19 protein-coding genes and 1 pseudogene are annotated in these 24178 nt (G+C 39.5%); 6 read left to right on the top strand and 14 right to left on the bottom strand.

The window, feature by feature from the left end; all coding sequences use genetic code 11:
- Positions 1-33 precede the first annotated feature (33 nt).
- From FIU21_RS01035 to FIU21_RS01015, 5 genes are all read right to left on the bottom strand, one after another.
- Positions 34-519, bottom strand: coding sequence for a dihydrofolate reductase (locus FIU21_RS01035; protein WP_004359715.1), 486 nt, complete (start codon positions 517-519; stop codon positions 34-36).
- Between the two features lie 173 nt (positions 520-692).
- Positions 693-1487 carry a thymidylate synthase gene (locus FIU21_RS01030; protein ID WP_004359716.1) on the bottom strand — a complete coding sequence of 265 codons (795 nt, stop codon included), beginning with the start codon at positions 1485-1487 and terminating at the stop codon, positions 693-695.
- Positions 1488-1557: 70 nt separating this feature from the next.
- Entirely contained in the window at positions 1558-2961 is a 1404-nt protein-coding gene (locus tag FIU21_RS01025; protein ID WP_004359717.1) for a methyltransferase RsmF C-terminal domain-like protein, read from the bottom strand.
- Between the two features lie 4 nt (positions 2962-2965).
- Positions 2966-5059, bottom strand: coding sequence for a PorE family type IX secretion system protein (gene porE / locus FIU21_RS01020; RefSeq protein WP_036886061.1), 2094 nt, complete (start codon positions 5057-5059; stop codon positions 2966-2968).
- A 109-nt stretch (positions 5060-5168) separates the two neighbouring features.
- The gene (locus tag FIU21_RS01015; protein ID WP_004359719.1) at positions 5169-7877 is read right to left on the bottom strand and encodes an endonuclease MutS2; all 2709 of its coding nucleotides are present in this window, start codon (positions 7875-7877) and stop codon (positions 5169-5171) included.
- A gap of 691 nt (positions 7878-8568) precedes the next feature.
- Here FIU21_RS01015 and FIU21_RS01010 point away from each other — a divergent pair.
- Positions 8569-10587: a TonB-dependent receptor plug domain-containing protein gene (locus tag FIU21_RS01010; RefSeq protein WP_231291321.1), complete on the top strand. Its 2019-nt coding sequence runs from the start codon at positions 8569-8571 to the stop codon at positions 10585-10587.
- A gap of 241 nt (positions 10588-10828) precedes the next feature.
- Positions 10829-11572: pseudogene (locus FIU21_RS01005) on the top strand (IS4 family transposase); the annotation flags it as partial.
- Between the two features lie 201 nt (positions 11573-11773).
- Here FIU21_RS01005 and FIU21_RS13435 read toward each other — a convergent pair.
- The 5 genes from FIU21_RS13435 to lepA all read right to left on the bottom strand — a co-directional run bounded on the left by FIU21_RS13435 (position 11774) and on the right by lepA (position 16432).
- Positions 11774-12025, bottom strand: coding sequence for an HNH endonuclease (locus FIU21_RS13435; RefSeq protein ID WP_367302985.1), 252 nt, complete (start codon positions 12023-12025; stop codon positions 11774-11776).
- A gap of 295 nt (positions 12026-12320) precedes the next feature.
- Positions 12321-13442: a hypothetical protein gene (locus FIU21_RS00995; RefSeq protein WP_172891272.1), complete on the bottom strand. Its 1122-nt coding sequence runs from the start codon at positions 13440-13442 to the stop codon at positions 12321-12323.
- Positions 13443-13484: 42 nt separating this feature from the next.
- On the bottom strand, positions 13485-14030 hold the full coding sequence (locus tag FIU21_RS00990; RefSeq protein WP_172891271.1) for a hypothetical protein: 546 nt from the start codon (positions 14028-14030) through the stop codon (positions 13485-13487).
- Entirely contained in the window at positions 14023-14622 is a 600-nt protein-coding gene (locus tag FIU21_RS00985) for a Crp/Fnr family transcriptional regulator (protein ID WP_036864618.1), read from the bottom strand. Before FIU21_RS00985 ends, FIU21_RS00990 begins: the two co-directional genes overlap by 8 nt.
- Before the next feature lie 28 nt (positions 14623-14650).
- Positions 14651-16432 carry a translation elongation factor 4 gene (gene lepA, locus FIU21_RS00980; protein ID WP_004359732.1) on the bottom strand — a complete coding sequence of 594 codons (1782 nt, stop codon included), beginning with the start codon at positions 16430-16432 and terminating at the stop codon, positions 14651-14653.
- Between the two features lie 171 nt (positions 16433-16603).
- Here lepA and FIU21_RS00975 point away from each other — a divergent pair, with 171 nt between their 5' ends.
- The 3 genes from FIU21_RS00975 (at position 16604) to FIU21_RS00965 (ending at position 19108) form a co-directional block, all read left to right on the top strand.
- Positions 16604-17002, top strand: a complete 399-nt coding sequence (locus tag FIU21_RS00975) for a DUF8479 domain-containing protein (protein ID WP_004359734.1) — start codon at positions 16604-16606, stop codon at positions 17000-17002.
- 163 nt (positions 17003-17165) lie between these two features.
- Positions 17166-18686: a Y-family DNA polymerase gene (locus tag FIU21_RS00970; protein ID WP_004359742.1), complete on the top strand. Its 1521-nt coding sequence runs from the start codon at positions 17166-17168 to the stop codon at positions 18684-18686.
- Positions 18683-19108 (top strand): YolD-like family protein, encoded by a 426-nt coding sequence (locus tag FIU21_RS00965; protein ID WP_004359744.1) that lies wholly within the window; start codon positions 18683-18685, stop codon positions 19106-19108. Before FIU21_RS00970 ends, FIU21_RS00965 begins: the two co-directional genes overlap by 4 nt.
- 401 nt (positions 19109-19509) lie before the next feature.
- Here FIU21_RS00965 and FIU21_RS00960 read toward each other — a convergent pair whose 3' ends face one another.
- The 4 genes from FIU21_RS00960 to FIU21_RS00945 all read right to left on the bottom strand — a co-directional run bounded on the left by FIU21_RS00960 (position 19510) and on the right by FIU21_RS00945 (position 23469).
- Positions 19510-19878, bottom strand: a complete 369-nt coding sequence (locus FIU21_RS00960; protein ID WP_254361430.1) for a hypothetical protein — start codon at positions 19876-19878, stop codon at positions 19510-19512.
- A gap of 64 nt (positions 19879-19942) precedes the next feature.
- A complete protein-coding gene (locus FIU21_RS00955) occupies positions 19943-20650 on the bottom strand; it encodes a hypothetical protein (protein ID WP_155812490.1) in 708 nt (235 codons plus the stop codon).
- A 29-nt stretch (positions 20651-20679) separates the two neighbouring features.
- Positions 20680-21927 carry an ABC transporter permease gene (locus tag FIU21_RS00950; protein WP_004359752.1) on the bottom strand — a complete coding sequence of 416 codons (1248 nt, stop codon included), beginning with the start codon at positions 21925-21927 and terminating at the stop codon, positions 20680-20682.
- A 336-nt stretch (positions 21928-22263) separates the two neighbouring features.
- Entirely contained in the window at positions 22264-23469 is a 1206-nt protein-coding gene (locus FIU21_RS00945) for a pyridoxal phosphate-dependent aminotransferase (RefSeq protein ID WP_004359754.1), read from the bottom strand.
- Positions 23470-23693: 224 nt separating this feature from the next.
- On the opposite strand from FIU21_RS00945, the gene FIU21_RS00940 reads away from it, so the two are divergent.
- Positions 23694-24173 (top strand): DUF4494 domain-containing protein, encoded by a 480-nt coding sequence (locus FIU21_RS00940; protein ID WP_004359756.1) that lies wholly within the window; start codon positions 23694-23696, stop codon positions 24171-24173.
- The last annotated feature ends 5 nt before the right edge of the window (positions 24174-24178 follow it).

The following is a 24178-nucleotide window of genomic DNA, read 5'->3' as shown; positions in this document are numbered from 1 at the left end:
CCCTCTCTGGAGGACATTCTTTTGGGATGAAGATTATTTCCTCACATAGTTTACAAACGCGTATGCAGGATTATCATCAATAGCAGGACGTTCCTCACGTGATTCTACAACCCATGTACCATCATTATATTCTGGGAAGAAAACATCTGCTTGTGGAGGAGTTGCAGCTATCTCTGTGAGGTAGAGATGGTCTGCTATAGCAAGCGCCTCTTTATAAAGACTGGCTCCACCAATGATAAATGCCTTTTCTTCTGCCCCAATATGTTTAAGCGCTTCTTCAAGTGAAGAATAAACATCGCAACCAGGAAAGTCTGTTTCCGTTCTACTGAGTACAATGTTTCTACGATTAGGCAGAGCACCTTTTGGTAATGAATGGAAGGTCTTACGCCCCATGATAACAGTATGTCCTGTTGTTAGTTGCTTAAAACGCTTAAGGTCTTCGCTAATGAAATAGACCACATCATTCTGATAACCAATGGCACGATTAGCTGCTACTGCAGCAATGATATTTATTTCCATAATGGTGTTTTTGGACCTCCCCCAACCCCTCCAAAGGAGAGGAGTACTGATTTAGCAATCAATTTGGTGAAGGATTTAAAGTTCTTGACTAATATACTTTACTACAAAGTTAAGAGAATAGCTACTCCCTATTTGCACTCCCCTCCTTTCGGAGGGGTTGGGGGAGGCTTCCTTTACACTGCAACTACTCCCGGAATGTGTGGCAACGGATCGTAACCAATCAGTTCAAAATCTTCATACTTAAAATCAAAGATATCCTTTACATCAGGATTAATCTTCATCTTTGGCAGTGGACGTGGCTCACGAGTAAGTTGGAGTTTAGCCTGCTCAAGGTGATTTAAATAGAGATGTGTGTCACCTGTAGTATGGATAAATTCACCTGCTTCAAGTCCCGTAACCTGTGCAATCATTTGCAAAAGGAGAGCATATGATGCAATGTTAAAAGGGACACCGAGGAAACTATCTGCCGAACGCTGATAGAGTTGGAGCGATAATCTACCATCTGCAACATAGAATTGGAAGAGACAGTGGCAGGGTGGGAGAGCCATATCTTCCACCTCAGCAGGGTTCCATGCTGTGACCAACATACGACGTGAGTCAGGATCATGCTTAATCATCTCCACCACATTCTTAATTTGATCGATTGTACCTCCTTTGTAATCAGGCCATGAACGCCACTGATGACCATAGACTGGACCAAGTTCACCGTTCTCATCAGCCCACTCATTCCAAATCCTTACACCATGTTCTTGTAGGTATCGCACATTCGTATCACCACGTAAGAACCAAAGTAATTCATAAATAATACTCTTCAGATGAAGCTTTTTAGTTGTCAACAGTGGAAAGCCATCGCGCAAGTCAAAGCGCATTTGATGACCAAAAATGGATAAAGTTCCTGTTCTGGTTCTATCACCTTTCTGTGTTCCTTCTGTGAGGATGCGATTGAGGAGGTTTAAATATTGTTGCATAATTGTCCGTTTATTTCTAAGATATTATAGGGATATATTGTTTTTTGGATTTTTCTTGTCTGCATTTATATTATAAAAGAACCAAAGGCTCGTCTGGTATATGTGTACTCTTTATGCGCCATTCCTGTGGATAAAGATTGTTCGCACGGTTTCCGAGATTCTTTGCAAAGCCTATTGGATAGCCTTTGTAAGTAAGTAAAACAATACCACGTGGAGCATCAGAAGATAGTACAATAGCCTCATGACGAAGATAAGCGATAGCTGTTTGATAATCAACCTCTACATTAGGATAGGCCGATTTATCAGTTGAAAAGGAGAGTGCTAACGTATGGTCAGGGATAATATTCTTCCCTTTTTGCATTCCATCTTTTACACCATGCGAGAGAATGCGAAGGCGTTTACGAGCTTCTGTGATTGCTTTATCAACATCAATAGTTGTCTTATTGATAAACGTCTTGTTCTCTCCACGCTTACGAATGATAGCCATAAAGATACCTTCACCACGTGTCTTACCAGGAATGAAGCGATAAACTGGGAAATCCCGACCGTCTTTAAGTGGATTATCAATGAGTGACCCTGTTATATTCCATGCTTCTTCTATAGGCACAGAGAGGAGTTCAGCATCGTATTCGTTGAGAATCCACGCAATATTCTCTTCATCTTCATGCGCATTAAAGGTGCAAGTTGAATAAATAAGAATACCTCCAGGCTTTAAGTTGTCCCATATATCAGCAATAATACTACGCTGAAGTTGCCAACAGTTCTCTACATTCTGTAGACTCCATTCCTCTATTGATTGTGGATCTTTACGAAACATTCCTTCACCAGAGCAGGGTACATCGGCTATAATAACATCAAACCCAAGCTTTGTCTTTTTGTAATCACGAGGGTAATTGTTCGTAACAGCGACACCCTCATGACCAAACTTTTGAACGTTCTCTGCTAATATTTGTGCACGTTTCCTTATCGGTTCGTTAGAGAAAAGGAAGGAACCTGCAGGTAAGGATGCACGTGCACAAGTTGTTTTACCACCTGGTGCAGCACAGAGATCGAGTGCCATAACTGGCTGTTTTACGAAGTGTTGTAACACATGAGATAGAAACATAGATGATGCTTCTTGCACATAATAAACCCCAGCATGAAGTAGTGGGTCAAACGTAAAGTTAGGTCTTGTATCCAACCAATAGCCTTCCTTACACCAAGGAATAGGCTGAGGATTCAACTCTGGATTAACTTTATGAGTCGTTTCTGCCAACTTAAAGGGATTAAGACGTATACTCACCGGTGCTGTTTCTCCCAATCCTTTTAGGAATGTATGATAAAGTTTATCACCAAAAAGACTACGAGTATAATCAGTAAAAGCAAGAGGAAGTCTTTCTTCAACTTCTTCTATAGTCCTTATTTCTTGCCCATTTAGGTCTAAAGAACAAGGAGATTGTGCTGCCTGACATTGTCGGCTCTTATCTTTTATCATATGTTTAGGGAATGTTAATGATAATCATTCCATCGTCATCAAGACTTTCTTTTTTCTTTGGTTTTGGCTGTTGCTTAAGGTTTCCCTTCTCATCAAACATACCATATGTGGTTCGAAGCACTGTAAACTCAGTACGGCGGTTCAATTGATTGGCTATTTCTTGCTTCTCCTTATCGAGTTTCTTGATGAAATCTTCAGTGAGAACATCGTTTTCCTTTAGCCAAGGGTACTTCTCTGTAACCTTCTTACGAATCTTCTTTGGACGTTCTTTACCATATCCAACAGGTGTAAGACGGTCGCGAACAATGCCATGTGCAGTGAGATAAGCCACTACGGCATCTGCACGTCGTTGTGAAAGACGTTTATTATAATCAGCAGAACCAAGGTAATCGGTGTGAGCCGAGAGTTCTATTGTTACGTTAGGATTCTCTTTGAGAAGATTGACAAGAGCGTCCAAAGCCTTCTCTGATTCTGGTCGAAGTGTCGCTTTATCAAAGTCATAGAAGATATTGTCTATCAATATAGGTACGTTGATTCCTGCTAAAGCAAACTGAAGGGTATATACTTTAGAATCATCTACATTCCCAACCTTAATCTCCTCCTTATGATTTAAGTAGCCATTGCAGGTTGCAAGGAAGATATAATTAACGCCAGGCTTTATCTCTTGTTCGAAAGAACCATCTCCTTTGACAGCTAACTTCTTGTTAGTTCCATCATCACCAACCATAAATATCTGTGCTGCTGGTAACTCGTAACCATCCATTTCATAGACCCATCCCTTCACAGTCTGAATAATTTCAGGGAGTTCAAAGCTATAGATATGATCCCAACCTCGACCATCACCACGGTTTGAGGAGAAGAAACCACGATTATGAATGCCCTCGAAGGTCATACCAAAGTCGTCACCTTGTGAGTTAAGAGGGTATCCAGGATGTTCCAAGTGGTAGCGACGATCGTTGCCAACCTTAGCTATAAAGATATCAAGACCACCCAAACCACCATGTCCATTACTTGAGAAATAAAGGTCACCGTTTGGTCGGAAGGTAGGGAATTCTTCATCTCCTGGGGTGTTGATTGGTTCTCCGAGGTTCTCAACACCTCCTGTTGTACCGCCTGTCAGACGTACACGCCAAATGTCAAGACCACCTTTTCCACCAGGCATATCACTGGTAAAATAAAGCCAATTACCATCAGGTGAGACAGCAGGATGTGCAAAACTCGATAGCGTATCACGACTAATTTCCAACTTATTAGCCTTTCCCCAAGCTGCATCAGAGCGATTGCTTACTGATATTTGAGCATAGCGAGGGTTGCTTGGATCAGTTAAACATTGTGTAATATACATCTCCCTGCCATCTACTGAGAATGCAGGCGTACCCTCATCAGCCTCTGTATTCAATGCAGACTCTATAGCCTTCGGTGTACTCCATTTGCCTTTATCATCCTTTTCACTAAGGAAGATGTCACCAGCCTTTGCACCAGTAATACCACTCAATTCGTCACCTTTGGCTTCATTTCGTGTAGAAGTAAAGTAAAGCTGTTCGTATTTATCACCAAAAAGCATTGGCGAATAATCCTGTCGACGTGAGTTAAACACATCCATACGCTTCACAATATACTTTGAACCACGCTCTTTTACGCTTGCAGCTATTGATGCAGCCTGAAGCTCTTGAGCTATCAATTGATTGTTAGGGATTGAATCAAGCGCAATGCGATATTCCTTAACAGCCTCTGCATAGCTACCTTCCTTCATTAGATTATCAGCCAAACGCTTATGCGTCTCACCATTATCCAGCTTATAGCGGATAACATTTCTATAAGCTGATATTGCCCGTTGAGAGGACGAAATACGCTCATAACACTCAGCCATCTTCAAAGAAAGTTCTCCACGTTGGCGTCTATCCTTAGGCGAAGTACGTTGATAAGCTGTTTTAAATTGGTTCGCAGCGTCATAATATTCGCCCAAGGAAAGGTGTTTTTCACCTTTCTTAATATTTCTATCTATACCGCATGACGTCAGCATCAACGTGACACCAATAGCTAACAGAAGATTCTGTCGCTGTTTGCGAAGTATATGTAAAAGCCTTAGGTCGTTCATATTAATATTCTAACGCTTGCTCTTTCAATTTATTGCCTATATTCTTTATCTGTCTTCTAATAAAAGAAATAACTCGTAAACTTGTTTACTTGTAAACTTGTCAACTAACTTATAGTTCCACAACCGTGATACCTGCACCGCCAAACTGTACATGTTCATCGCGATAGTTTGTGACGTTAGGGACACTGCCAAGGTACTGTCGGATTAGCTGACGAAGTATACCATTGCCTTTACCATGAAGAATACGCACCTGACTTGCCCCAACAAGGATAGCATCATCTATAAAGTATTGCACCTGATTTAAGGCTTCATCAGCCCTCATACCACGTACATCCAACTCTTGTCGGAACTGATTACGATGCTTATCAATGGTCTCACGAGTCTCACGACTATAGTTATAAGCCTGGAATTGCTTCTGTTCTGACTGAATAGTAGCCGCATCAACATGCTCCAAACGACTGATAGCCATCTTTGTTCTCATACCACCAAAGATAACAGTTGCCTGCTTTCTTTCAATAGATTCCACCTTACCAACAGATGTAAGCCCCTTTATACGTACAGCATCACCAGCCATAACGATTCCACCTCCTTGCTGTTTACGTACGGCATTCTTCAATGCTTCAGCAGCTGCTTGTTGCTTACTTGCCTTCTCTTTCAGATGCTGTTCGTGGCGTTCCTTACGATTCTTAATCTTGTCAACCTTCTTTTGGAAATCGTCATCAGAGAGTAATCCGCTACTCTTAAGCTTCTTCTTATTAGACGTATCGCTCTTATCTGTCTTTCCCGCATCTGTCAATCCAGCTTCATAAGCAGCTAATTCCTGACGAATACGCTTGGTTTCTTCCTTCTCAGCCTGCTTCTCTCTGATTTCACGAATAGCGTTTTCTATACGACGATTGCTCTCCTTGATAATCTCTTCTGCTTGTACCTTGGCACGGTTGAGAATATCCTTACGACTTTGTTCTAACGCTGCAATATCCTTTTCATATTGACTAATACGTTTCTCCAATTCCTTCTCATGGCTGTGAATGGTTTGACGCTTATTCTCCCAATAACGTTTATCTCGAACAATATCCTGTAAGTACTTATCAATCTGAATATAATCGGAACCAACAATCTCTGACGCATCACGGATTACTTCTTCTGGTATTCCCGTCTTTCGAGCAATCTCTATAGCAAACGAACTACCGGGTCTACCGATTGCCAACTGGAAGAGTGGGCGCATTTCATGACGGTCATAGAGCATCGCACCATTGACTGTACCAGGATGTTCTTCTGCAAAATGCTTGAGGTTCTGATAGTGGGTTGTAATCACAGCCCAAGCATGCTTCTTCCAGAACTGACGTAAAACAGACTCGGCAATTGCTCCACCAATCTGTGGTTCCGTACCAGTTCCAAACTCATCAATGAGGATAAGCGTACGCTCTGAAGCACGACGCATCATCACCTTCATATTCATCAAATGAGAAGAATAGGTACTGAGGTCGTTCTCAATACTCTGTTCATCACCGATATCTATCATAATATCCGTAAAGATACCTGTGGTTGAACGGTCACCAACAGGGATTGAAAGACCGCACTGAAGCATATACTGAAGTAAACCCACAGTCTTCAAACAAACGGATTTACCACCAGCATTCGGACCAGAGATAATCAACAGATGCTTATCTTTTGTGAGTTGAATATCGAGGGGAACAACACTTGAAGGGACATTACGTGTATCGTTCTCTTCTTCTAATATCGTGTCGTAATCCTGTGTATTATCAACTTCATTAGAAACTTTATCTATTTCTCTGTTATCTACAGATAATGAATCTTTTAACTTGTTATTATGCTTTCTTTCTAATGATAGTTGCAGTAGGGGATGAATAGCTCTAATCCAATCAATATGAGGTTCCTCAGCTACCTGCGGTTCAAAGCTCTTGAAGAGTCGAGCCAGCTCAGCCTTTGCACGAATAAAGTCAACTGCCGCCATAAGATTGTACGAATCGAGAATCTCCCGTACGTTAGGACGTACCTTCTTAGCAAAGTCCGTGAGAATTCGAATCATCTCTCTACGCTCCTCATTCTCAAGTTCACGAACCTTATTATTAGCCTCTACAACCTCAGTAGGCTCAATATATACCGTCCTACCCGTAGCACTTTCATCGTGTACAATACCCGAAATCTTACGTTTTAAGCCCGGTGCAACAGGGATAACCAGTCGACCATCACGCAATGTAGGTGTGACATCCTTCTCAACAAGTCCTTCACCCTGTGCAGCACGCAAGATACCATATAACGTACGTGAGATACTTCCCTCGATGCGCGCCAACTCACGGCGTATCTGAAGTAGTTCTGGAGAAGCATTGTCACGCATTTTACCGAATTTATCGATAATCTGTGAGATACGCTGAACAAGCAGTGGGAAGGTTGCTACACCATCAGCAAGATTATAGAGAGCAGGGTAGTAATGACGTATTTCGCCCTGTTCCGTCTCCTCTCCACGGCTCAGAAAGTTCACAATAGCAATAATTGTCTCTAATGAACGCTTCAAATCAAAGAGTTCTTCAACCTCCATGTAGGTTCCTTCCAAGCGGATTCGTGCCACACTTTCACGTACATCAAAGAAATTATCTAAAGGAAAGTCGTCTTGTCCCTCTTGTATTCTGCGAAACTCTCTAATCTCTTCCATCCAGGTATTCACCTGTGCGGCATCGGTTGAGAAGCTCATTGCATCAACTCGTTCCTTACCTAAAGGAGACAAACAGCGTGCACGCAGAAGTGAGCGCACCTCTGTGAAACCAATCTTTTGCTCAAAATTCTTGGGGTATATCATTCTTTTATCTTCTCAATGTGTTATTTGTAGGCTTTAATATCAGTATCGTTTCCACTGATAAATTACTAAATCAACAATCCTTTTTTGCTAATATATAAAACAGCCTATTGAACTGCAAATTTACAAAATGTTTCTGTAATATGGATAGTATAAGTGCAGAACCTTTGACGCTAAGTTGATTATTAATCCACATCTGACTGTTATTTCAATTCATATTATTGTCTTCTGAATCAATATTTTTATTGTTTCCCGACAATACATTGCTCAAACAGATGAGTTATTTGTAGCTTATTCACCTTATAACAACTTCTATAAGAGTTCTAACTTCCCATTTCCTACTAACAGATTACAGCTTATCACATAGAGTATGAATGCTCCGCACATGTGGTGTTGATACTCCGCACATATAGTGCTGATGCTCCGCACATATAGTGCTGATGCTCCGTACCATTGGTGCTAATGGTTAACACCACTACACTATACGTTTAAAACATAAGTAATTTGTAGTTTGAAAAACATTATAACACCCTAAACAGACAAAGAATACAAGTTTTTCAATGTTAATGTATGGTTTTTCTATTTTTGAACCTATTATTTAATATTTTTGTGTAAGTTTGCATATGATTCTACGGAAGATTATCTTTATTGCTGAAAGTCTATTACATAAACTCATTCACTGGGGTCTATCTATATGAGAAAACTACTATTCATAATATTTCTAACATGCTTTCAAACATCATTGTATGCTCAGACTAACAATGTGTTACTGAGTCGTATCCTGCGGCAAGTACAGCTATTCCCTCAAGAGAAAACCTACGTATTTACCGATGCAGATAGTTATCAAGCAGGGCAACGTATTAACTTGCGTGTCTTCTTAGTGAATGCAGTAGTTCATCAGGCGGATAGTGTGAGCCGTTATGTATACGTAGAACTTCTTAATCCAGAACATCTCGTCGTGAAACGAGTACGTCTAATACGGAGCGATCAAGGTTTTGTTGGACATATTGACATTCCAGAAGGAGTTGCAAAAGGACGTTATTTGTTACGTAGTTATACGAAGAATATGTTGAACCTCAGTCGCTATGAGAGTCTTAAAAGTATCTTTATTGGTGGTCATGGAAAGCTATTACCTTTTAAGTATGGGGAAGCTACTGATATTACCAATAGTAATTCGAAAATAAAACTATCTATCAATGAATTAAACAAGGATATTAAAGTAAGTATTAATAATCCGTCAGATAGCTTAAATAGTAGCTATAGACTATTTGTTCACTGTCGTTCAATCCCTCTTTACTTTGGAAAAATAAGCCAAGGGAAAGATGTTATTCTGAGTTATGATAGTCTTTCTCAAGGCGGTATTTATTCTTTCCAGCTCTTGGATTCCAACTTAAAAACAGTTGTAGAAAAACTGAAATTCTTATATCCAGAGAAAGAACAGTGTCCGATTTCTGTAAGATGGATGGGGACAGAGAAATCAAATGATGAGCAAATACCTTTTATTATTAAGGCTGATAGCTTACGAGAGGGAGAGACAATGGACGTTTCTCTACGTGTAGAATATGCCGGAACTGACGATTTAACAGGACAATCAAACATTCTTTCTCATTTATTATACGATATGGATGTGGCAGATTGTCCAGAAGAACCAGCATCTGTTCTTTCTAATAATGAATCGGAACGATTGCTTGACAGCTGTAGTTGGAATCGGTATCGAATGGCAGATGTAATCAGAGGGGAATGTAAGAAGGGAAAGATTGGTATCGAAAAGTCTGCTGTAATACGTGGACGAGTTGAGACATTGGTAGGGCATAAAGCTATAAAAGAAGGTATTGTAAATCTTATTTCACCCGATAAAGGTTTTTATGCTGTTACTAAAACCGATGCACAAGGACGTTTTTCATTTGAAGGAATAGATTTTCCTGAAGGCACACAGTATGTCCTTAATGCGTTTACAAAAGCTGGAAAATCGTGGGTAAAACTGCTGTTAGACGAAGAGGAGTTCCCTGCTTATAAAGGACAACTTCCTCCGTTTGAATGGACAAGTAATGATACTACACGCGTAGATGCAACATTAGAATTACCGAAAGGGAGTATACAGATAGAAGAAATAAATATCTTCAGTCATCAACCTACCTATTCTTCTCGTTCTGATGCTTATGCACGAACTGCTGATTTCTCCTTTGGTCTACGTGATATAGAAAGTATTGGTGCAACTTGTTTGCATGAATTGTTGCGTAGAGTACCGAGTGTTACGGTTGAATTGGGGAAATGCTATGTACGTGGAGGTACAGCTGTGGATGGAAAAAGACCTGCTGCTATTGCCATAGATGGGATATTTGTCAATGATGATTACGACTTAGACAACATCCAGATGTCTGATGTTGAGAGAGTAGATGTCTTTAAGGGTGGCTCAACAGTTATCTGGGGAGCGATTGGTGGTATGGGTGTTATCTCTATAACAACGAAGAAAGGGGATTTCAAAGCGGCTTCTGTGCCACTGACAAATACGAAGACTTTTACTACATTAGGCTATCAAATTCCACAAAGTTACACTCCTAACGCACATACTCCTGTGTGGTTACCCTCATTACGCGGTAGCTCTTTCCGTCTACTTTTACCTGCAGAATATCGTTCAAACTATCGTATTATAATTGAAGGTGTGACAAGTGAAGGGAAAATTATCCACTATGTGGGTGAGTTAGGGAAATAGGATAGGGGAGATTTAGTAGAAAAGGGGTCTTCAGGATTTTGGAATGATAATGTTTAATGTCTGATTATCAATAACTTTTATAAGTTATGTACTTTTATATCCCCTTTGTTTACTGATATTAAAGAATACAAAGTACTAATTTAATGGTTACGAAAGTTGTTGTTGTACCACATGGGTTATACACACTACAAAACGCTTATAATGAACTATTTACAAACTTTCTTTACTAACAAGTGGTATAAAGGACATCATAACATCACTCCAAATTTTGGAAGAGCTTTTTTATCTTTGTCTTTCCCGCATTAATGGTGAAATGATACACTCCATATATAAGAAAAACTTCTACCAGCTTCTCACAAAGACAAAGTACTTTGTGGAAAACAAGCGACACAATCTCACTGAGCTCGTAGCAATGTATACAAGACGTACCAAATGCTGCCAGAAGTACAAGTGTCAATACATTGAGTTGAGGGGCTGTCTGGGGAATATACCAGTCATGATATACCTGATTAAATATGGGCGTCGACAGACTTGGAATATCATGCTTAGTACGAATCTATTGATGAACTTTGTGCGTGCTTTCGAGTTATACCAGATACAATGGAACATTGAGGTGGTCAATAAGGAAACAAAAGAACACCTCGGACTCGGCTCATACATGGGTTGCGACTTCAATGGTCAGATAGCCAACGCAACGCTATGTTACCTTACAAATACCGTCATGGCTTTGGAAAAGAGGTTCACAGAATACCAAACCATGGGCGAACACTTTTCGGATATGGAGGTCGACCTCATGGCACTCACGTTATGGAAGCGAGTTTTTGCCTGCATCGAACACATTCTTCGTGTTTTAGGGGAAACGCCTGGGATGATGTCCCAACACCTTATGGCTACAATCTGCGATAATGACAAAGAGATGAGCAAAATCCTTGTAATGGCTGAAGCATTGGAAAAATGGAATGAAGTATGTGGACAGACTGCTTAACTTCTATTAGACATGTGGTAGCCAACCACTGGGCGACAGGGTGTCCACTAAAGCAAAGTGACTACCGATAAAAAGAAAGCAAGCCTTGGTGCACCCCAATGGCGAATCCAAGACTTGCTTGTAAGTATGAGTTAGGGATTTAAGCCAAAAGGTCGAGATTATAAGTTCGATTCACGAAAGTCCGCCCCACGGAGGAACTTCCTAAATGGAATACAATTTCAATAACTCGTTTAAGGAAATATCTAATCCCACCTTTTTAAGGTTTCCTATCTGAGAATCATACAACGTCTTGATTAAGCTCTTCTTTTCTTGAATAGAGCCATAATGAATACGTCTGTGGCACGTTGGGCATAGACAGACAATATTATTTTCACAGTCAATGTTTCTATTTCTCGTCTGCCAAAATAGAGTGGCGTTTGATTGCGTGCAAGGTATCAAGTGATGCCCCTCCATGTAAGGTTTTCCCTTTGCCGTATTGAACGTAATGTGTTTCGGATTGGCAACACAGCGATACTTGGCGTGTGCCAGTGCCTGCTTGGCAATCTTCGGATTTTTCTTGACCATCTTGCTGTTATTCCCATTCAAGAAGTCTGGCTTATCCTTGGAGGTGTCCTTGAAATTATTGGTGTCCGATAAAACTTTTTTGGAGTTATCTGTGTTAGTTAAAATAGACTTAAACTTATGATTTCATTAATTTATCTGGTTATTATAGGGCTTTCCTTGTCAATATAAGCACATTTTATAATGCTTACAGTTTGAAACTGAAAACCAAGCCCCCTGGATAAGTAAAACGGCTGTAACACCGATGAGTAAAGAGATACAGAGCTTTCATTTTATTTTTACCGGACAGCAATACCTTGAAATTATCCTCATCGTCAAGTGTAATATCCTGAATAGCCTCTTGATAGCTCAAATCATCTTCAGACTCCTCTTTCTTAAGGTAGGCTTCGATATAAGATATTATCTTGTCGTCCAGTTTTGGATATGTACCTTTGTAAAAACGTTGCTGTCGGAACATCCAAGTGCTATAATCAGCAACGTGAATAACAAACTTTTCATCAAGCCCTGAAAGATTGAAAAGCGTGTCCGATTCTATTGCAAAGCTACAAACGGACTTTTCTCCGTTCTCTTCAATAGTCCTTTGGAGATTATCATCATAGATGCCTTTCCTATGAATGGTAGCATTGTCGCAGAAAGCAATAAGCTCTCTGTCTGATGAACCTATCATTTTCTTCGTATAAACAACGATAACACCAGAAATTGATTCCTCTAAAGGTCTTGCCCCAAGTTCTGAAATTGAAACATTACCGTATGCAGGGCAATAGCCATAATATCTGCCATCAACAGGATTCTTATCCAAATTGAATACCTCGTGTCCTATTCTTGTAGAAACATATCTACCAGAGAATAGGTCAACGTAGAGAATAGGGCGATTAGCCAATGTGGGCAATCCTATCAATGCAAACTCAACTTTGTCAAAGACTGACTCAATATAAGAAAGTAGCCTTTCGTTTTTATATGTAGGGTTTTGTATGCTACCTCCACCTTTGAAACCATTCTTTTCAAGGACACTCTCATTCAGTTCTTCTCCGTTGTATTCCTTTCGCAAAAGTAGCTTATATGTTCTATCATTGGGAGCATCAATAACCCAGTAATATTGATCCTCGCGAGGACAATTCTCGGCGATGACTTCCATTTGAAACATGACACGTCTTTCATTTGAAACAAACAAATAAATGATGTCTCCAACTGAGAAATGAAAGTTATCTTTCATTCCCCAGTTGATAAAGCCTTTATCGTGTATTGCGTTTGCATGTCTGCAAACTTTACTATTAGCAAAAGCTAACCAAGAGCGTTGGTGTTTATTCATAAATATTTGCGTGAAGAAGAACGGTCTAATAGTTATATTCCACTAATCGGTAGTATTGTAGAAACATGTATTATCGGGAAACTTGATATTCGGAATCCAAAGTGGGTGTCCATACCATCCCTTTTCTACATTGCCCAATACTCTATATAGCGTAAGAACAATATCGTTATTGAATTTGTCTCCTAATTTCCTATCAGCAGGAGAAAGCAAAGTTCCCGTTCCTCTACTGATATTTCTATCTATACGAACAATTAGTCGACATTTCACAGTTGGTCTTTTTTCTCTCAGGGCTGAAATGCAATATGAAAATTTGGAACTATCAAAATCTGTGTTATCAATATCTCCAACATATTTCAGAACTTCCAAAAGTTCTTCAGCAGGAACTTCTACAGACTCTTCTGACGCATAATGCTCTACCAATCTATTTACTATTTTAGTATTAATAGGCAAAGGATTGGTCACAAATATATTAACTCCGCCAACAATCATATTCAGGAATTTGTTACCCAAAACATTTTTGCGAGTAGGATTAATTTTAACTCCTCTAACCCCATATACTCTTAACAAATATAAAGACTCATTAATCATCAAGCAATGTTGACGAACGAACACGGCTTAATGTTTCTGGTGTCATCTGCAGATAGCTGGCAATATAAACCAGCGGTGCACGCAAGATAACCTGTGGACTTAGCTTACACATTCTCTTATAACGAGCTTGTGCAGTCTCAAAACGTACAAGATCAGCATGTACCTGTGAAGTGATAAGACTCTCTTCTAATATCTTACGATAGAGAATCTGAATATTAACATTATGAAGAGCTACCTGCTCCAACTTCTGTTTTGGTAGCGCATAAACCCATGTTGGCTCTAAAGCCTCAACCTGTAGTTTAGTAGGCTCCTCACGGAAAAGACTTTCAATACACATAAAGATACTTCTATCCTCTCCTAAGTGTTCAGTAATCTGCTTACCGTTCTTAAAATAGAATTGACGAATTAGTCCTCTTTCTATATAATAAACGTGCTTGCAGATTTCACCTTCACTGAGAATCATCTGTCCTTTTGCGAATTTCATTGGTACGAGGATACTTTCAAGTACATCCAACTCATCATGGGTCATCGTACTATATTTACGTGCCAATTCACGCGCTATATCTCTTGAATCGTTCACCAAATCTTTCATTTTCCTTTCCTTTCTTTACTCTTTGATATTAATCTAACTTCAATACTGCAAGGAATGCTTTCTGTGGAACCTGTACGTTTCCAATCTGTTTCATACGCTTCTTGCCCTTCTTCTGTTTCTCAAGAAGTTTACGCTTGCGGCTGATGTCACCACCATAACACTTGGCTGTAACGTCCTTACGTACCTGCTTAACGGTCTCTCGGGCAACAATCTTTGCTCCGATAGCAGCCTGAATAGCGATATCAAACTGCTGACGTGGGATTAAGTCTTTTAGCTTCTCACATATTCTTCGACCAAAAACAATAGCATTACTCTCATGTGTCAGTGCTGATAGGGCATCAACAGGCTCTCCATTCAAAAGAATGTCAAGCTTAGCTAACTTTGAAGGACGGTAAGAATCGATATGATAATCAAATGAAGCGTAGCCTTTAGAAATACTCTTCAGTTTGTCATAGAAGTCTATCACGATTTCACCCAATGGAATCATGAAGAGGAGTTCCAAACGATTTCCACTCACATAGTTCTGGCTAATGAGTTCACCTCGCTTATCAAGACAAAGCGTCATGATAGGACCAATGTAATCACTGGAGGTAATGATAGAGGCTTTAATATAAGGCTCTTCAATATGATCAATCATTGTCTGGTCTGGTAGACCAGATGGATTATGAACCTCCTTTTCATTTCCTTGCTTGTCATACACCATGTAACTTACGTTAGGCACAGTGGTAATGACATCCATGTTGAACTCACGATCCAAACGTTCCTGTATAATCTCCATGTGAAGCAGACCTAAGAAGCCACAACGGAAACCAAAACCCAAAGCCTGAGAACTCTCTGGTTGGAAGGTTAGTGAGGCATCATTCAACTGCAGTTTCTCCAATGAAGAACGCAATCCTTCGTAATCATTTGGGTCAACAGGATAGACACCAGCAAAGACCATAGGCTTTACTTCTTGGAATCCTTCAATAGCTTTCTCACAAGGATTGACTATATGGGTAACAGTATCACCCACCTTCACCTCTGTGGCAGTCTTGATACCAGAAATGATGTATCCCACCTCTCCTGTTGAGAGCTGTTGGGTAGGCATCATATCCATCTTCAATACGCCCACTTCATCAGCAGCGTATTCCATTCCTGTCTGTACAAACTTAACTTTATCACCCTTCTTGATGACACCATTCTCAACCTTACACAGTGTGATAATACCACGGAAAGAGTTGAAGATAGAGTCAAAGATAAGCGCCTGCAACGGAGCTTTGGTATCACCTGTTGGTGAAGGGATACGCTTAATGATTGCTTCAAGTATGTCAGGCACACCCTCACCCGTCTTTCCACTGGCACGAATAATGTCCTTTGGATCACAACCAATAAGATCGACAATCTCGTCTTCAACCTCTTCTGGCATAGCATTTGGCATATCAATCTTGTTGATAACAGGGATAATCTCCAAGTTATGATCGATAGCCATATAGAGGTTAGAAATCGTCTGAGCCTGTACTCCCTGTGTAGCATCAACAATAAGCAATGCACCTTCACACGCAGCAATGCTTCGTGACACCTCATACGAGAAGTCTACATGGCCCGGAGTATCGATAAGATTAAGAATATATTTCTCCTTATCCAATGTGTACTCCATTTGGATAGCATGACTCTTGATAGTAATACCACGTTCACGCTCCAAGTCCATATCGTCGAGCATCTGCCCACCAGTAATCTTTATCGTCTGAGTATATTCAAGGAGACGATCCGCCAAGGTTGACTTACCATGGTCAATATGGGCAATAATGCAGAAATTTCTTATATGATTCATCAGTTTGTCTATATTTTCAAAGTGCAAATATAGTCATAATTATTGAGAATTAAGAACCTTAAAATAAGAAATTGCCTATTTTTTCTTATCTTTGCAACGGATATATGGTTAGGGTGAAGATAAAAAGTGTTATCTTTACATAAAGCCCTTACCTATTTAATATTAACTTGAATGAGAATGAAACACTTACTTTATGCAGGCGTACTGCTGCTTTCTCTTTCTGCTTGTCATAAAAGTCTGGAGGACAGAGCAGCACAGGAATGTAAAGAATATACAGAAAAGAAGTGTCCTACACCCGTAGTAAATGACACAAGAATGGACAGTATGGTCTTTGAACCTTCGTCTCGAACCATTCATTACTATTACTCACTTGTAGGAAATGCAGATAACGAACAGGCTGTTAACGCAAAGAAGTCTGAGTTAAGAAAAGCTTTGCGTGATGCTTTGAAGGCTGACACTGGCACTAAAGGTTATAAGGATTCTGGTTTCAACTTCCGATATACTTATCGTTCAGGCAAATCTCCTTCAAAGGTGTTGCTGGATGAGCAATACACTGAAAAGGACTATTAAAAGCTGAAAAAAAGGATTTTAGAGGGAGTTAGTGAAGTAAGTTACGATTCTAATTTATCTATAAAAGAGGATTGATGCTTAACTTCACTAACTCTCTTTCATCGTCTTTTGATTCCTGCAATACTATTCTATAAAACTTTTAAACACCTATCCCTTCCGCAAAATGTCTTCATCAAGAAAACCATCTACTAAGACTTACATTGCCATAGACCTTAAATCGTTCTATGCCAGTGTGGAATGTGTAGAGCGTGGACTTGACCCAATGACAACCAACTTGGTTGTTGCGGATAAGGGAAGAACTGAAAAGACAATTTGTCTTGCCGTCTCACCATCTCTGAAAGCACACGGTATTCCTGGCCGTGCGCGTCTTTTTGAAGTGATTCAACGCTTGAGAGAGGTTAATGAGGAACGTTGTCTCTTAGCAGGAAAAGCACTTACAGGAAAATCATACAACGCGAAAGAACTCGAACAACATCCTGATTGGGCTGTTGATTATCTTACGGCAATCCCTCGTATGTCGCATTATATCAAGCATAGCACAAAGATTTACAATATTTACCTGCGCTATATTGCCCCAGAAGACATACATGTTTACTCCATTGATGAGGTCTTTATCGATGCTACAGCTTACCTCTCCAGCTATCGTATGACTCCCCACGAGTTAGCAATAAAGATGATACGTGATGTCTTACGTGAGACTGGTATCACTGCAACAGCAGGCATAGGAACGAATATGTACCTTTGTAAAGTAGCGATGGATATTGTTGCAAAGCACATACCTGCCGACAAAGATGGTGTACGTATTGCCGAATTAGATGAGAAAAGTTATCGTGATAAACTATGGGACCACCGTCCACTCACCGACTTTTGGCGTGTAGGAAGAGGCATTGCACAGCGTCTTTATTCCTATGGTATTGACACAATGGGTAAGATTGCACGTTGTTCTATCCATCAAGAGGAACTACTTTATAAGCTCTTTGGTGTGAATGCCGAACTACTTATCGACCATGCTTGGGGTTGGGAGTCTTGTACGATGGAGATGGTTAAGGCTTATCGACCGGAGCATAGTTCGATGAGTAGTGGTCAAGTTCTCCAAGAGGCTTATAGTTTTCGTAAGGCAAGAGTTGTCGTACAAGAGATGGCTGATGCCATTGCATTAGACTTAGTTGAGAAACGTTGTGTGTCTGACCAACTTGTTCTGTATGTTGGTTACGACCGTGAAAGCCTTACTTCCCCTGCTGGCAAGGATTATACAGGACCTGTCTCTGTAGACTGGTACGGACGAAAAGTACCCAAGAGTGCTCACGGAACAGCCAATCTCCACCTCTTTACATCTTCCTCGCGACTGATAGGAAAGGCTATCCTTGCACTTTATGATGAGATTGTTGATAAACGCTTATTGGTTAGAAGATTAAATATATCAACCAATCACGTTATTAGTGAAGAGCAAATGAAACTGCGAACCTCCAAACCAGTTGAACTTGATATGTTCACAGATTATGAGGCTGTAAAGAAAGAGAAGCAAATTGAAGAAGTGGCATTAGCACGTGAACGAAAGATACAAGAAACCATTATTAATATCAAGAACAAGTTTGGTAAGAACTCTTTGCTTCGTGGCTTAAACTTTGATGAAGGTTCAACGGCAAAGGAACGTAATAAACAGATAGGAGGACATAAAGCATGACAGATAATTACGATGATATTATTCACCTTCCTCGTCACGTCTCAAAGCGGCATCCGCAGATGAGTCTGTATAACCGTGCTGCTCAATTTGCTCCTTTTGCTGCCCTCACTGGTTATGGTGCAGCGATTGCAGAGACTGCCCGACAGACAAGTCCTAAGATTGAGATGATGGAAGACGACCGTCAATTAATGGACCGAAAGCTCTCAATTCTTTCCTCTCATTTAGAAGAAGAGCCGACTATCTCTATTACCTTTTTTCAGCCCGATGGGCGTAAGGCAGGTGGACATTATCTTACGATTACTGGTGTTGTCAAGGCTATTCGAACCAATGAACGCATCATTATAATGAAAGACAGAAAGAAAATAAGCATTGACACTATTGTTGGTTTGGAAGGAGAGGTGTTTTCTCCCAATAAACTTTAGATATCTATCACAGGAGTTAAGACATAAAAAGATTCCACTGTGGTAACTTTATATAAGGTATTTAGCACTCGCACCATTGGTGTTTACCATTCGCACCACAGGTGTTTACCAACAACACGAGGTGTGCTTAGTAACAACTAAATACCTATGAGTGATATTTTCATTCTAAAATCATCACGAGAAGAATCGGAAAATAGTTTACATAAAATTCTTATCTAACACCTTACGACGATAAGAAAACAACGTTTTAAATCGCCTTTGTAACTAAAAGCATATCAAACGATTACAAACTTGTACAAGAAAAGGTGCTTAATAGGACTCTTAAAGGGCGTTAGTAAGGCTTCAATTAACGCCCTTTTGAACTTTAATTAAGCCTTAATTCAGATTGAAGTAAGCCTTAATTATTTTTCAACCTTGTAATTTTCTTTACAAAACCGAAGATTACCTTTCCAGTAATTTATATCATCTTCCTTCATAGACATCCTCCAATCTTCGATGTCTCTATGATATAATAAAACTATTGCATCACGATTGTAAAGGGAATATAACAAGGCATTGGCTGCATAATCAGTTACCGAATTCTGCAAAAGTTGCAACCATTGTTCTTTCTTAATAGTTCTTATAAGGCTATCCTCGTCGGCGGATAGCTTTACACGTACACGATAACCAATATCGTGAATAGGGAAACAGGAATCGCAAGCCACCTTTAAGATATCAAAATGAATATCTCGGTTATTAATAAAGCTAATATCAGTTCTATGCTTCTTCACTTCAGTTGGCTTTCTAAGCGTACAAGAAAATACCATCAAAGATAAGATAGTTAATAGACCTAATTTACTCGCACCTGCACGTAACCCGCAAGTAAAGACGTGATAAAATTTGTCCTTTAGATGAATCTTTGTCATAAGTAACTTGATAACTCTTTCCGTTGTAAGTAAATATAGTCCAAGATCCAATAGGCTTTATTCTTTTAGTTTTAACGTCAACTAAAGCAAAGCCCTTTGAAGCAATATGTTTCTTGTCATAAAACTTCTTAATAAAAATTATGCTGTCTGCTGTTGTGTAGTTAAAGAAAGGAATGTTTTCCTTCTCACTTTTTGTAACGTTGCTACGTACTGAGGTTGTGAGTTTATTTGAAGACTCTGCTAATAGATATTTTTTATAAAGTGGTTCTGTAAGCTGTTTGATAATTTCAGCCCTGTTGACACTAAACCATTTTTCGGCGAGTGAATAGTAAATAGGGGAGTCTAAACCATCAGTAATTTCCAAATCAAAGTCACATTCACTTTGTCTTATATAATAATAAGTACCTTTATACTCCACATACTCACATAATTCAGCCTTTGGAAAGCCTATAGGCTTCAATGTTTCCGGATATTCTCCGTGCTGTTTTTTATACGTTTCTAATCTTTCAATTAGATCCTTAGCCCGCAGCTTTCCTATATAGATGCTATATACAGGGATATATTTAATAACACAGAGTACAACCAAAATAATCTCCGTAACAACAGAAATATAGATAACCACTCGATACCTTTTCATAGCTTTCATTCTGAAGGGGATAAATGTTACTACTCGTAGTGCATTGACTTAGCTGGATGAATGCGACTTATAAGATAGCTTGGTGCAATCAAAACTGCAACACATACCAACAATGTCGCGAGGTTAAGAGCAATGATAAGTGGAAGGTTGACTTCTACTGGTACCGTACTTACATAATAAGTTTGCGGATCGAGCCTTATAAGTCCAGTCCACTTCTGTAAGAAGATAATACCCAATCCTATGATGTTACCAATAAGCAGACCTCTACCAATAATAAAGGTGGCAAACCAAAGGAAGATATGACGTATCTGACGATTACGTGAACCAAGTGCCTTTAAGATACCAATCATCTGGGTACGTTCGAGAATGATAATCAATAGACCTGATATCATCGTAACACCAGCAACCGCTACCATAAGTGCAAGAATAATCCATACATTTAAGTCCATTAAATCAAGCCAAGAGAATATCTGCGGATTTTGATCTATAATATTCTCTGCAGAGTAAGTTTCTCCGTAATGGTCAGTCGTATTCTTCACTTTATTAAGTACGCGAAGAGTTATATTATTTAGTTGTGAGAAGTCGTTAACAAGTAATTCCACTCCGCTATATTGGTCAGCTTCCCATCCGTTTAGCTTGTTAGCTGTATATAAATCAGTAAAACAAATCTGCGAATCAAACTGCTTCATATTTGTTTCATAGATACCAGCGATAGTAAACTTACGTGTACGAACACCTTGATCGTTGATAAAGTAGGCAAAAAGACGTTGTCCCACCTTCAGGTTTAGTTTGTCAGCAATCGTTTTAGAAATTACTAATTTCTGTTGACTCTCTGTGGCAGAGAAATGGGGGAGACTTCCCTCTACCATATTGTTATGTATAAAGGTAGAATCAAAGTCGGGTCCAACACCTTTCAACATAACACCTAAGAAATCATTGTCGGTCTTTAATATGCCCTGTGTATACGCATAACGCTGCACATGTTTAATGCCAGGTACCGCCTTGAGTTCCTTTATTAGTGAATCGTTTACTGCTATTGGATATTGCTCAGAGCCCTGCAATGTAAGGAAGTTGGCTACAGTTATATGACTCCCAAAGCCTACCATCTTATCACGGATAGTATGCTTAAAACCCAATACAACACATACAGACACAATCATTACAGCCAAACCAATTGCTACACCAATAGTAGCAATAGTAATAGCAGGCTTCGACACCTTCCGTGTCTTGTCTCCTCCGTTATATATTTTACGAGCAATAAAAAGCGGGTAGTTCATTATTTTAATTTATAATTCAGAGTTCTGAATTCATTATTATGATTACTACTTTAATTCAGAATTCATAATCCATAGTTCATAATTATGGTTACTTCTTTAATTCAGAATTCATAATCCAGAATTCATAATTATGATTACCTTCATTCTGTATGAGTTCATATTCTATTTCAATATATTAATTATACAAGCTTATTTTTATTCCTTGCTTACAGTTATTTGCCTATCTTCAACCTGTAATACTCTCCTAAATAAAATTGAGAAAGGGATTAACGAAAACAAATATCAGTAATCATAATTATGAATTATGAACTATGAATTGTGAATTATAAACAGACTTTACTCTTCATCTACACGTCCTGGATATGCCTCCAAAGCCTTTTGAAGAACAATCAAAGCACGCTGTAAATCTTCACGTTTGAGTACGTAAGCAATGCGAACTTGGTTATGTCCAGCACCTGGTGTTGTATAGAAGCCACTGGCTGGAGCCATCATTACTGTCTCACCTTCATAATTGAATTCCTCTAAACACCAACGACAGAACTTATCTGAGTCGTCAACAGGGAGTTTAGCTACAGTATAAAAGGCTCCCATAGGGATAGGAGAGTAAACGCCTGGAATGCGATTCAGTCCGTCAATCAGGCATTTACGACGCTCAACATACTCATCGTAGACATCACGATAGTAGGATTCAGGTGCATCAAGACTTGCTTCTGCTACAATCTGACCAATCAGTGGGGGAGAGAGGCGTGCCTGACAGAACTTCATCACAGCCTTACGAATCTCCTCATTCTTTGTTATCAGCGCACCAATACGAATACCACACTCACTGTAACGCTTTGATACAGAGTCAATAAGTACGGTATTATTCTCTATTCCCTGTAAGTGCATTGCAGAGATATAAGGCGACCCAGTATAGATATACTCACGATAAACCTCATCAGAGAAGAGATAAAGATCGTACTTCTTAACGAGGTCACGAATCTGATTCATCTCCCTTCTTGTATACAGATAACCAGTAGGGTTGTTTGGATTACATATCATGATAGCACGCGTCTTCTCATTGATAAGTTCTTCAAACTTCTCAACCTTAGGCAGTGCAAATCCTTCTTCTATAGAGGTTGCAATCGTCTTTATCTTTGCACCAGCTGATATAGCAAATGCCATATAATTAGCATATGCAGGCTCTGGAACGATGATTTCATCTCCAGGATTTAGACATGCCATAAAAGAATACAGCACAGCTTCAGAACCACCAGCAGTAATGATGATATCGTCTGGTGTAACATTAATATTGAACTTCTCGTAAAAGTCACAGAGTTTTTCTCTATAAGAAAGATAGCCTTGAGATGGTGAGTACTCTAAAAGTTTACGATCAATCTTCTTCAGAGCGTCCAGTCCACATTGCGGTGTTGGAAGATCAGGTTGACCGATATTCAAATGGTAAACTTTAATACCACGTTTCTTTGCTGCAACGGCAAGTGGAGCCAGTTTTCTAATAGGTGACTCCGGCATTTCAAGTCCACGAACTGATATTTCCGGCATAATGACTTTATTTATTCTCCCGATAATGAATGAGAGTAGAAGATATCTGCTCTTATATTCTTTACTATGATGCAAAGATAGACATTTTTTTTATTTTAACCGCACTTTTAGCTGATTAACGCAGATTTTTTACTACTTTTGCACATCTATAAAACCGCCTATTGCTCTTCATTTTGTCTTTATTTGATAGCTGAAAAGCAGGGCTTAAAACTTAAAGAATAATTATGAGAAGTAGAACAAGCACTTGGTTTGAAACACGAGTTAGATATGACAAGACCATGGAAGATGGTCAGAACAAGAAAGTCATTGAACAGTATGTGGTTGATGCATTCAGTTTCTCTGAGGCTGAGGAGTTTATCACAGAGGAAATGTCACACTATGTTAGTGGTGAGTTTGACGTAAAAGCCATCTCTCCAGCACCATTCGGTGAGATTTTCTTTAGCGATATTGATACTGATGACAAGTGGTTTAAGGCAAAGCTTTCTTTCATCACATTGGATGAAAAGACAGATAAGGAAAAGCGTACTTCAGTAACTTATCTTGTTCAGGCACATTCTGTAAGCGGTGCTGTTAAGCATGTAGACGAGGTGATGGGTTCTACTATGATCGATTACGAGATTGCAGCTATCACCGAAACAAAGATTATGGACGTCTTTGAACATCATGCTGGAAAGAAGAACGAGAAGCCAGAATTCGAACAATAACTTAA

The organism is Prevotella melaninogenica, from assembly GCF_013267595.1.
In the GTDB taxonomy this organism is placed as follows: Bacteria; Bacteroidota; Bacteroidia; order Bacteroidales; family Bacteroidaceae; genus Prevotella; species Prevotella melaninogenica_D.
Note: the sequence above shows the minus strand (reverse complement) of the source record. Positions and strands in the feature narration are given on the sequence as shown.

Coding starts and splice junctions, on each gene's coding strand:
- FIU21_RS01015 (WP_004359719.1), bottom strand. CDS start 7,877: ATGATATACCCCAAGAATTTTGAGCAAAAGATTGGTTTCACAGAGGTG.
- FIU21_RS01010 (WP_231291321.1), top strand. CDS start 8,569: ATGAGAAAACTACTATTCATAATATTTCTAACATGCTTTCAAACATCA.
- FIU21_RS00975 (WP_004359734.1), top strand. CDS start 16,604: ATGAGAATGAAACACTTACTTTATGCAGGCGTACTGCTGCTTTCTCTT.
- FIU21_RS01030 (WP_004359716.1), bottom strand. CDS start 1,487: ATGCAACAATATTTAAACCTCCTCAATCGCATCCTCACAGAAGGAACA.
- FIU21_RS00985 (WP_036864618.1), bottom strand. CDS start 14,622: ATGAAAGATTTGGTGAACGATTCAAGAGATATAGCGCGTGAATTGGCA.
- FIU21_RS00995 (WP_172891272.1), bottom strand. CDS start 13,442: ATGAATAAACACCAACGCTCTTGGTTAGCTTTTGCTAATAGTAAAGTT.
- lepA (WP_004359732.1), bottom strand. CDS start 16,432: ATGAATCATATAAGAAATTTCTGCATTATTGCCCATATTGACCATGGT.
- FIU21_RS00945 (WP_004359754.1), bottom strand. CDS start 23,469: ATGCCGGAAATATCAGTTCGTGGACTTGAAATGCCGGAGTCACCTATT.
- FIU21_RS00940 (WP_004359756.1), top strand. CDS start 23,694: ATGAGAAGTAGAACAAGCACTTGGTTTGAAACACGAGTTAGATATGAC.
- FIU21_RS01035 (WP_004359715.1), bottom strand. CDS start 519: ATGGAAATAAATATCATTGCTGCAGTAGCAGCTAATCGTGCCATTGGT.
- FIU21_RS00950 (WP_004359752.1), bottom strand. CDS start 21,927: ATGAACTACCCGCTTTTTATTGCTCGTAAAATATATAACGGAGGAGAC.
- FIU21_RS01025 (WP_004359717.1), bottom strand. CDS start 2,961: ATGATAAAAGATAAGAGCCGACAATGTCAGGCAGCACAATCTCCTTGT.
- FIU21_RS00970 (WP_004359742.1), top strand. CDS start 17,166: ATGTCTTCATCAAGAAAACCATCTACTAAGACTTACATTGCCATAGAC.
- porE (WP_036886061.1), bottom strand. CDS start 5,059: ATGAACGACCTAAGGCTTTTACATATACTTCGCAAACAGCGACAGAAT.
- FIU21_RS13435 (WP_367302985.1), bottom strand. CDS start 12,025: ATGGAGGGGCATCACTTGATACCTTGCACGCAATCAAACGCCACTCTA.
- FIU21_RS00990 (WP_172891271.1), bottom strand. CDS start 14,030: ATGATTAATGAGTCTTTATATTTGTTAAGAGTATATGGGGTTAGAGGA.
- FIU21_RS00965 (WP_004359744.1), top strand. CDS start 18,683: ATGACAGATAATTACGATGATATTATTCACCTTCCTCGTCACGTCTCA.
- FIU21_RS00955 (WP_155812490.1), bottom strand. CDS start 20,650: ATGAAAAGGTATCGAGTGGTTATCTATATTTCTGTTGTTACGGAGATT.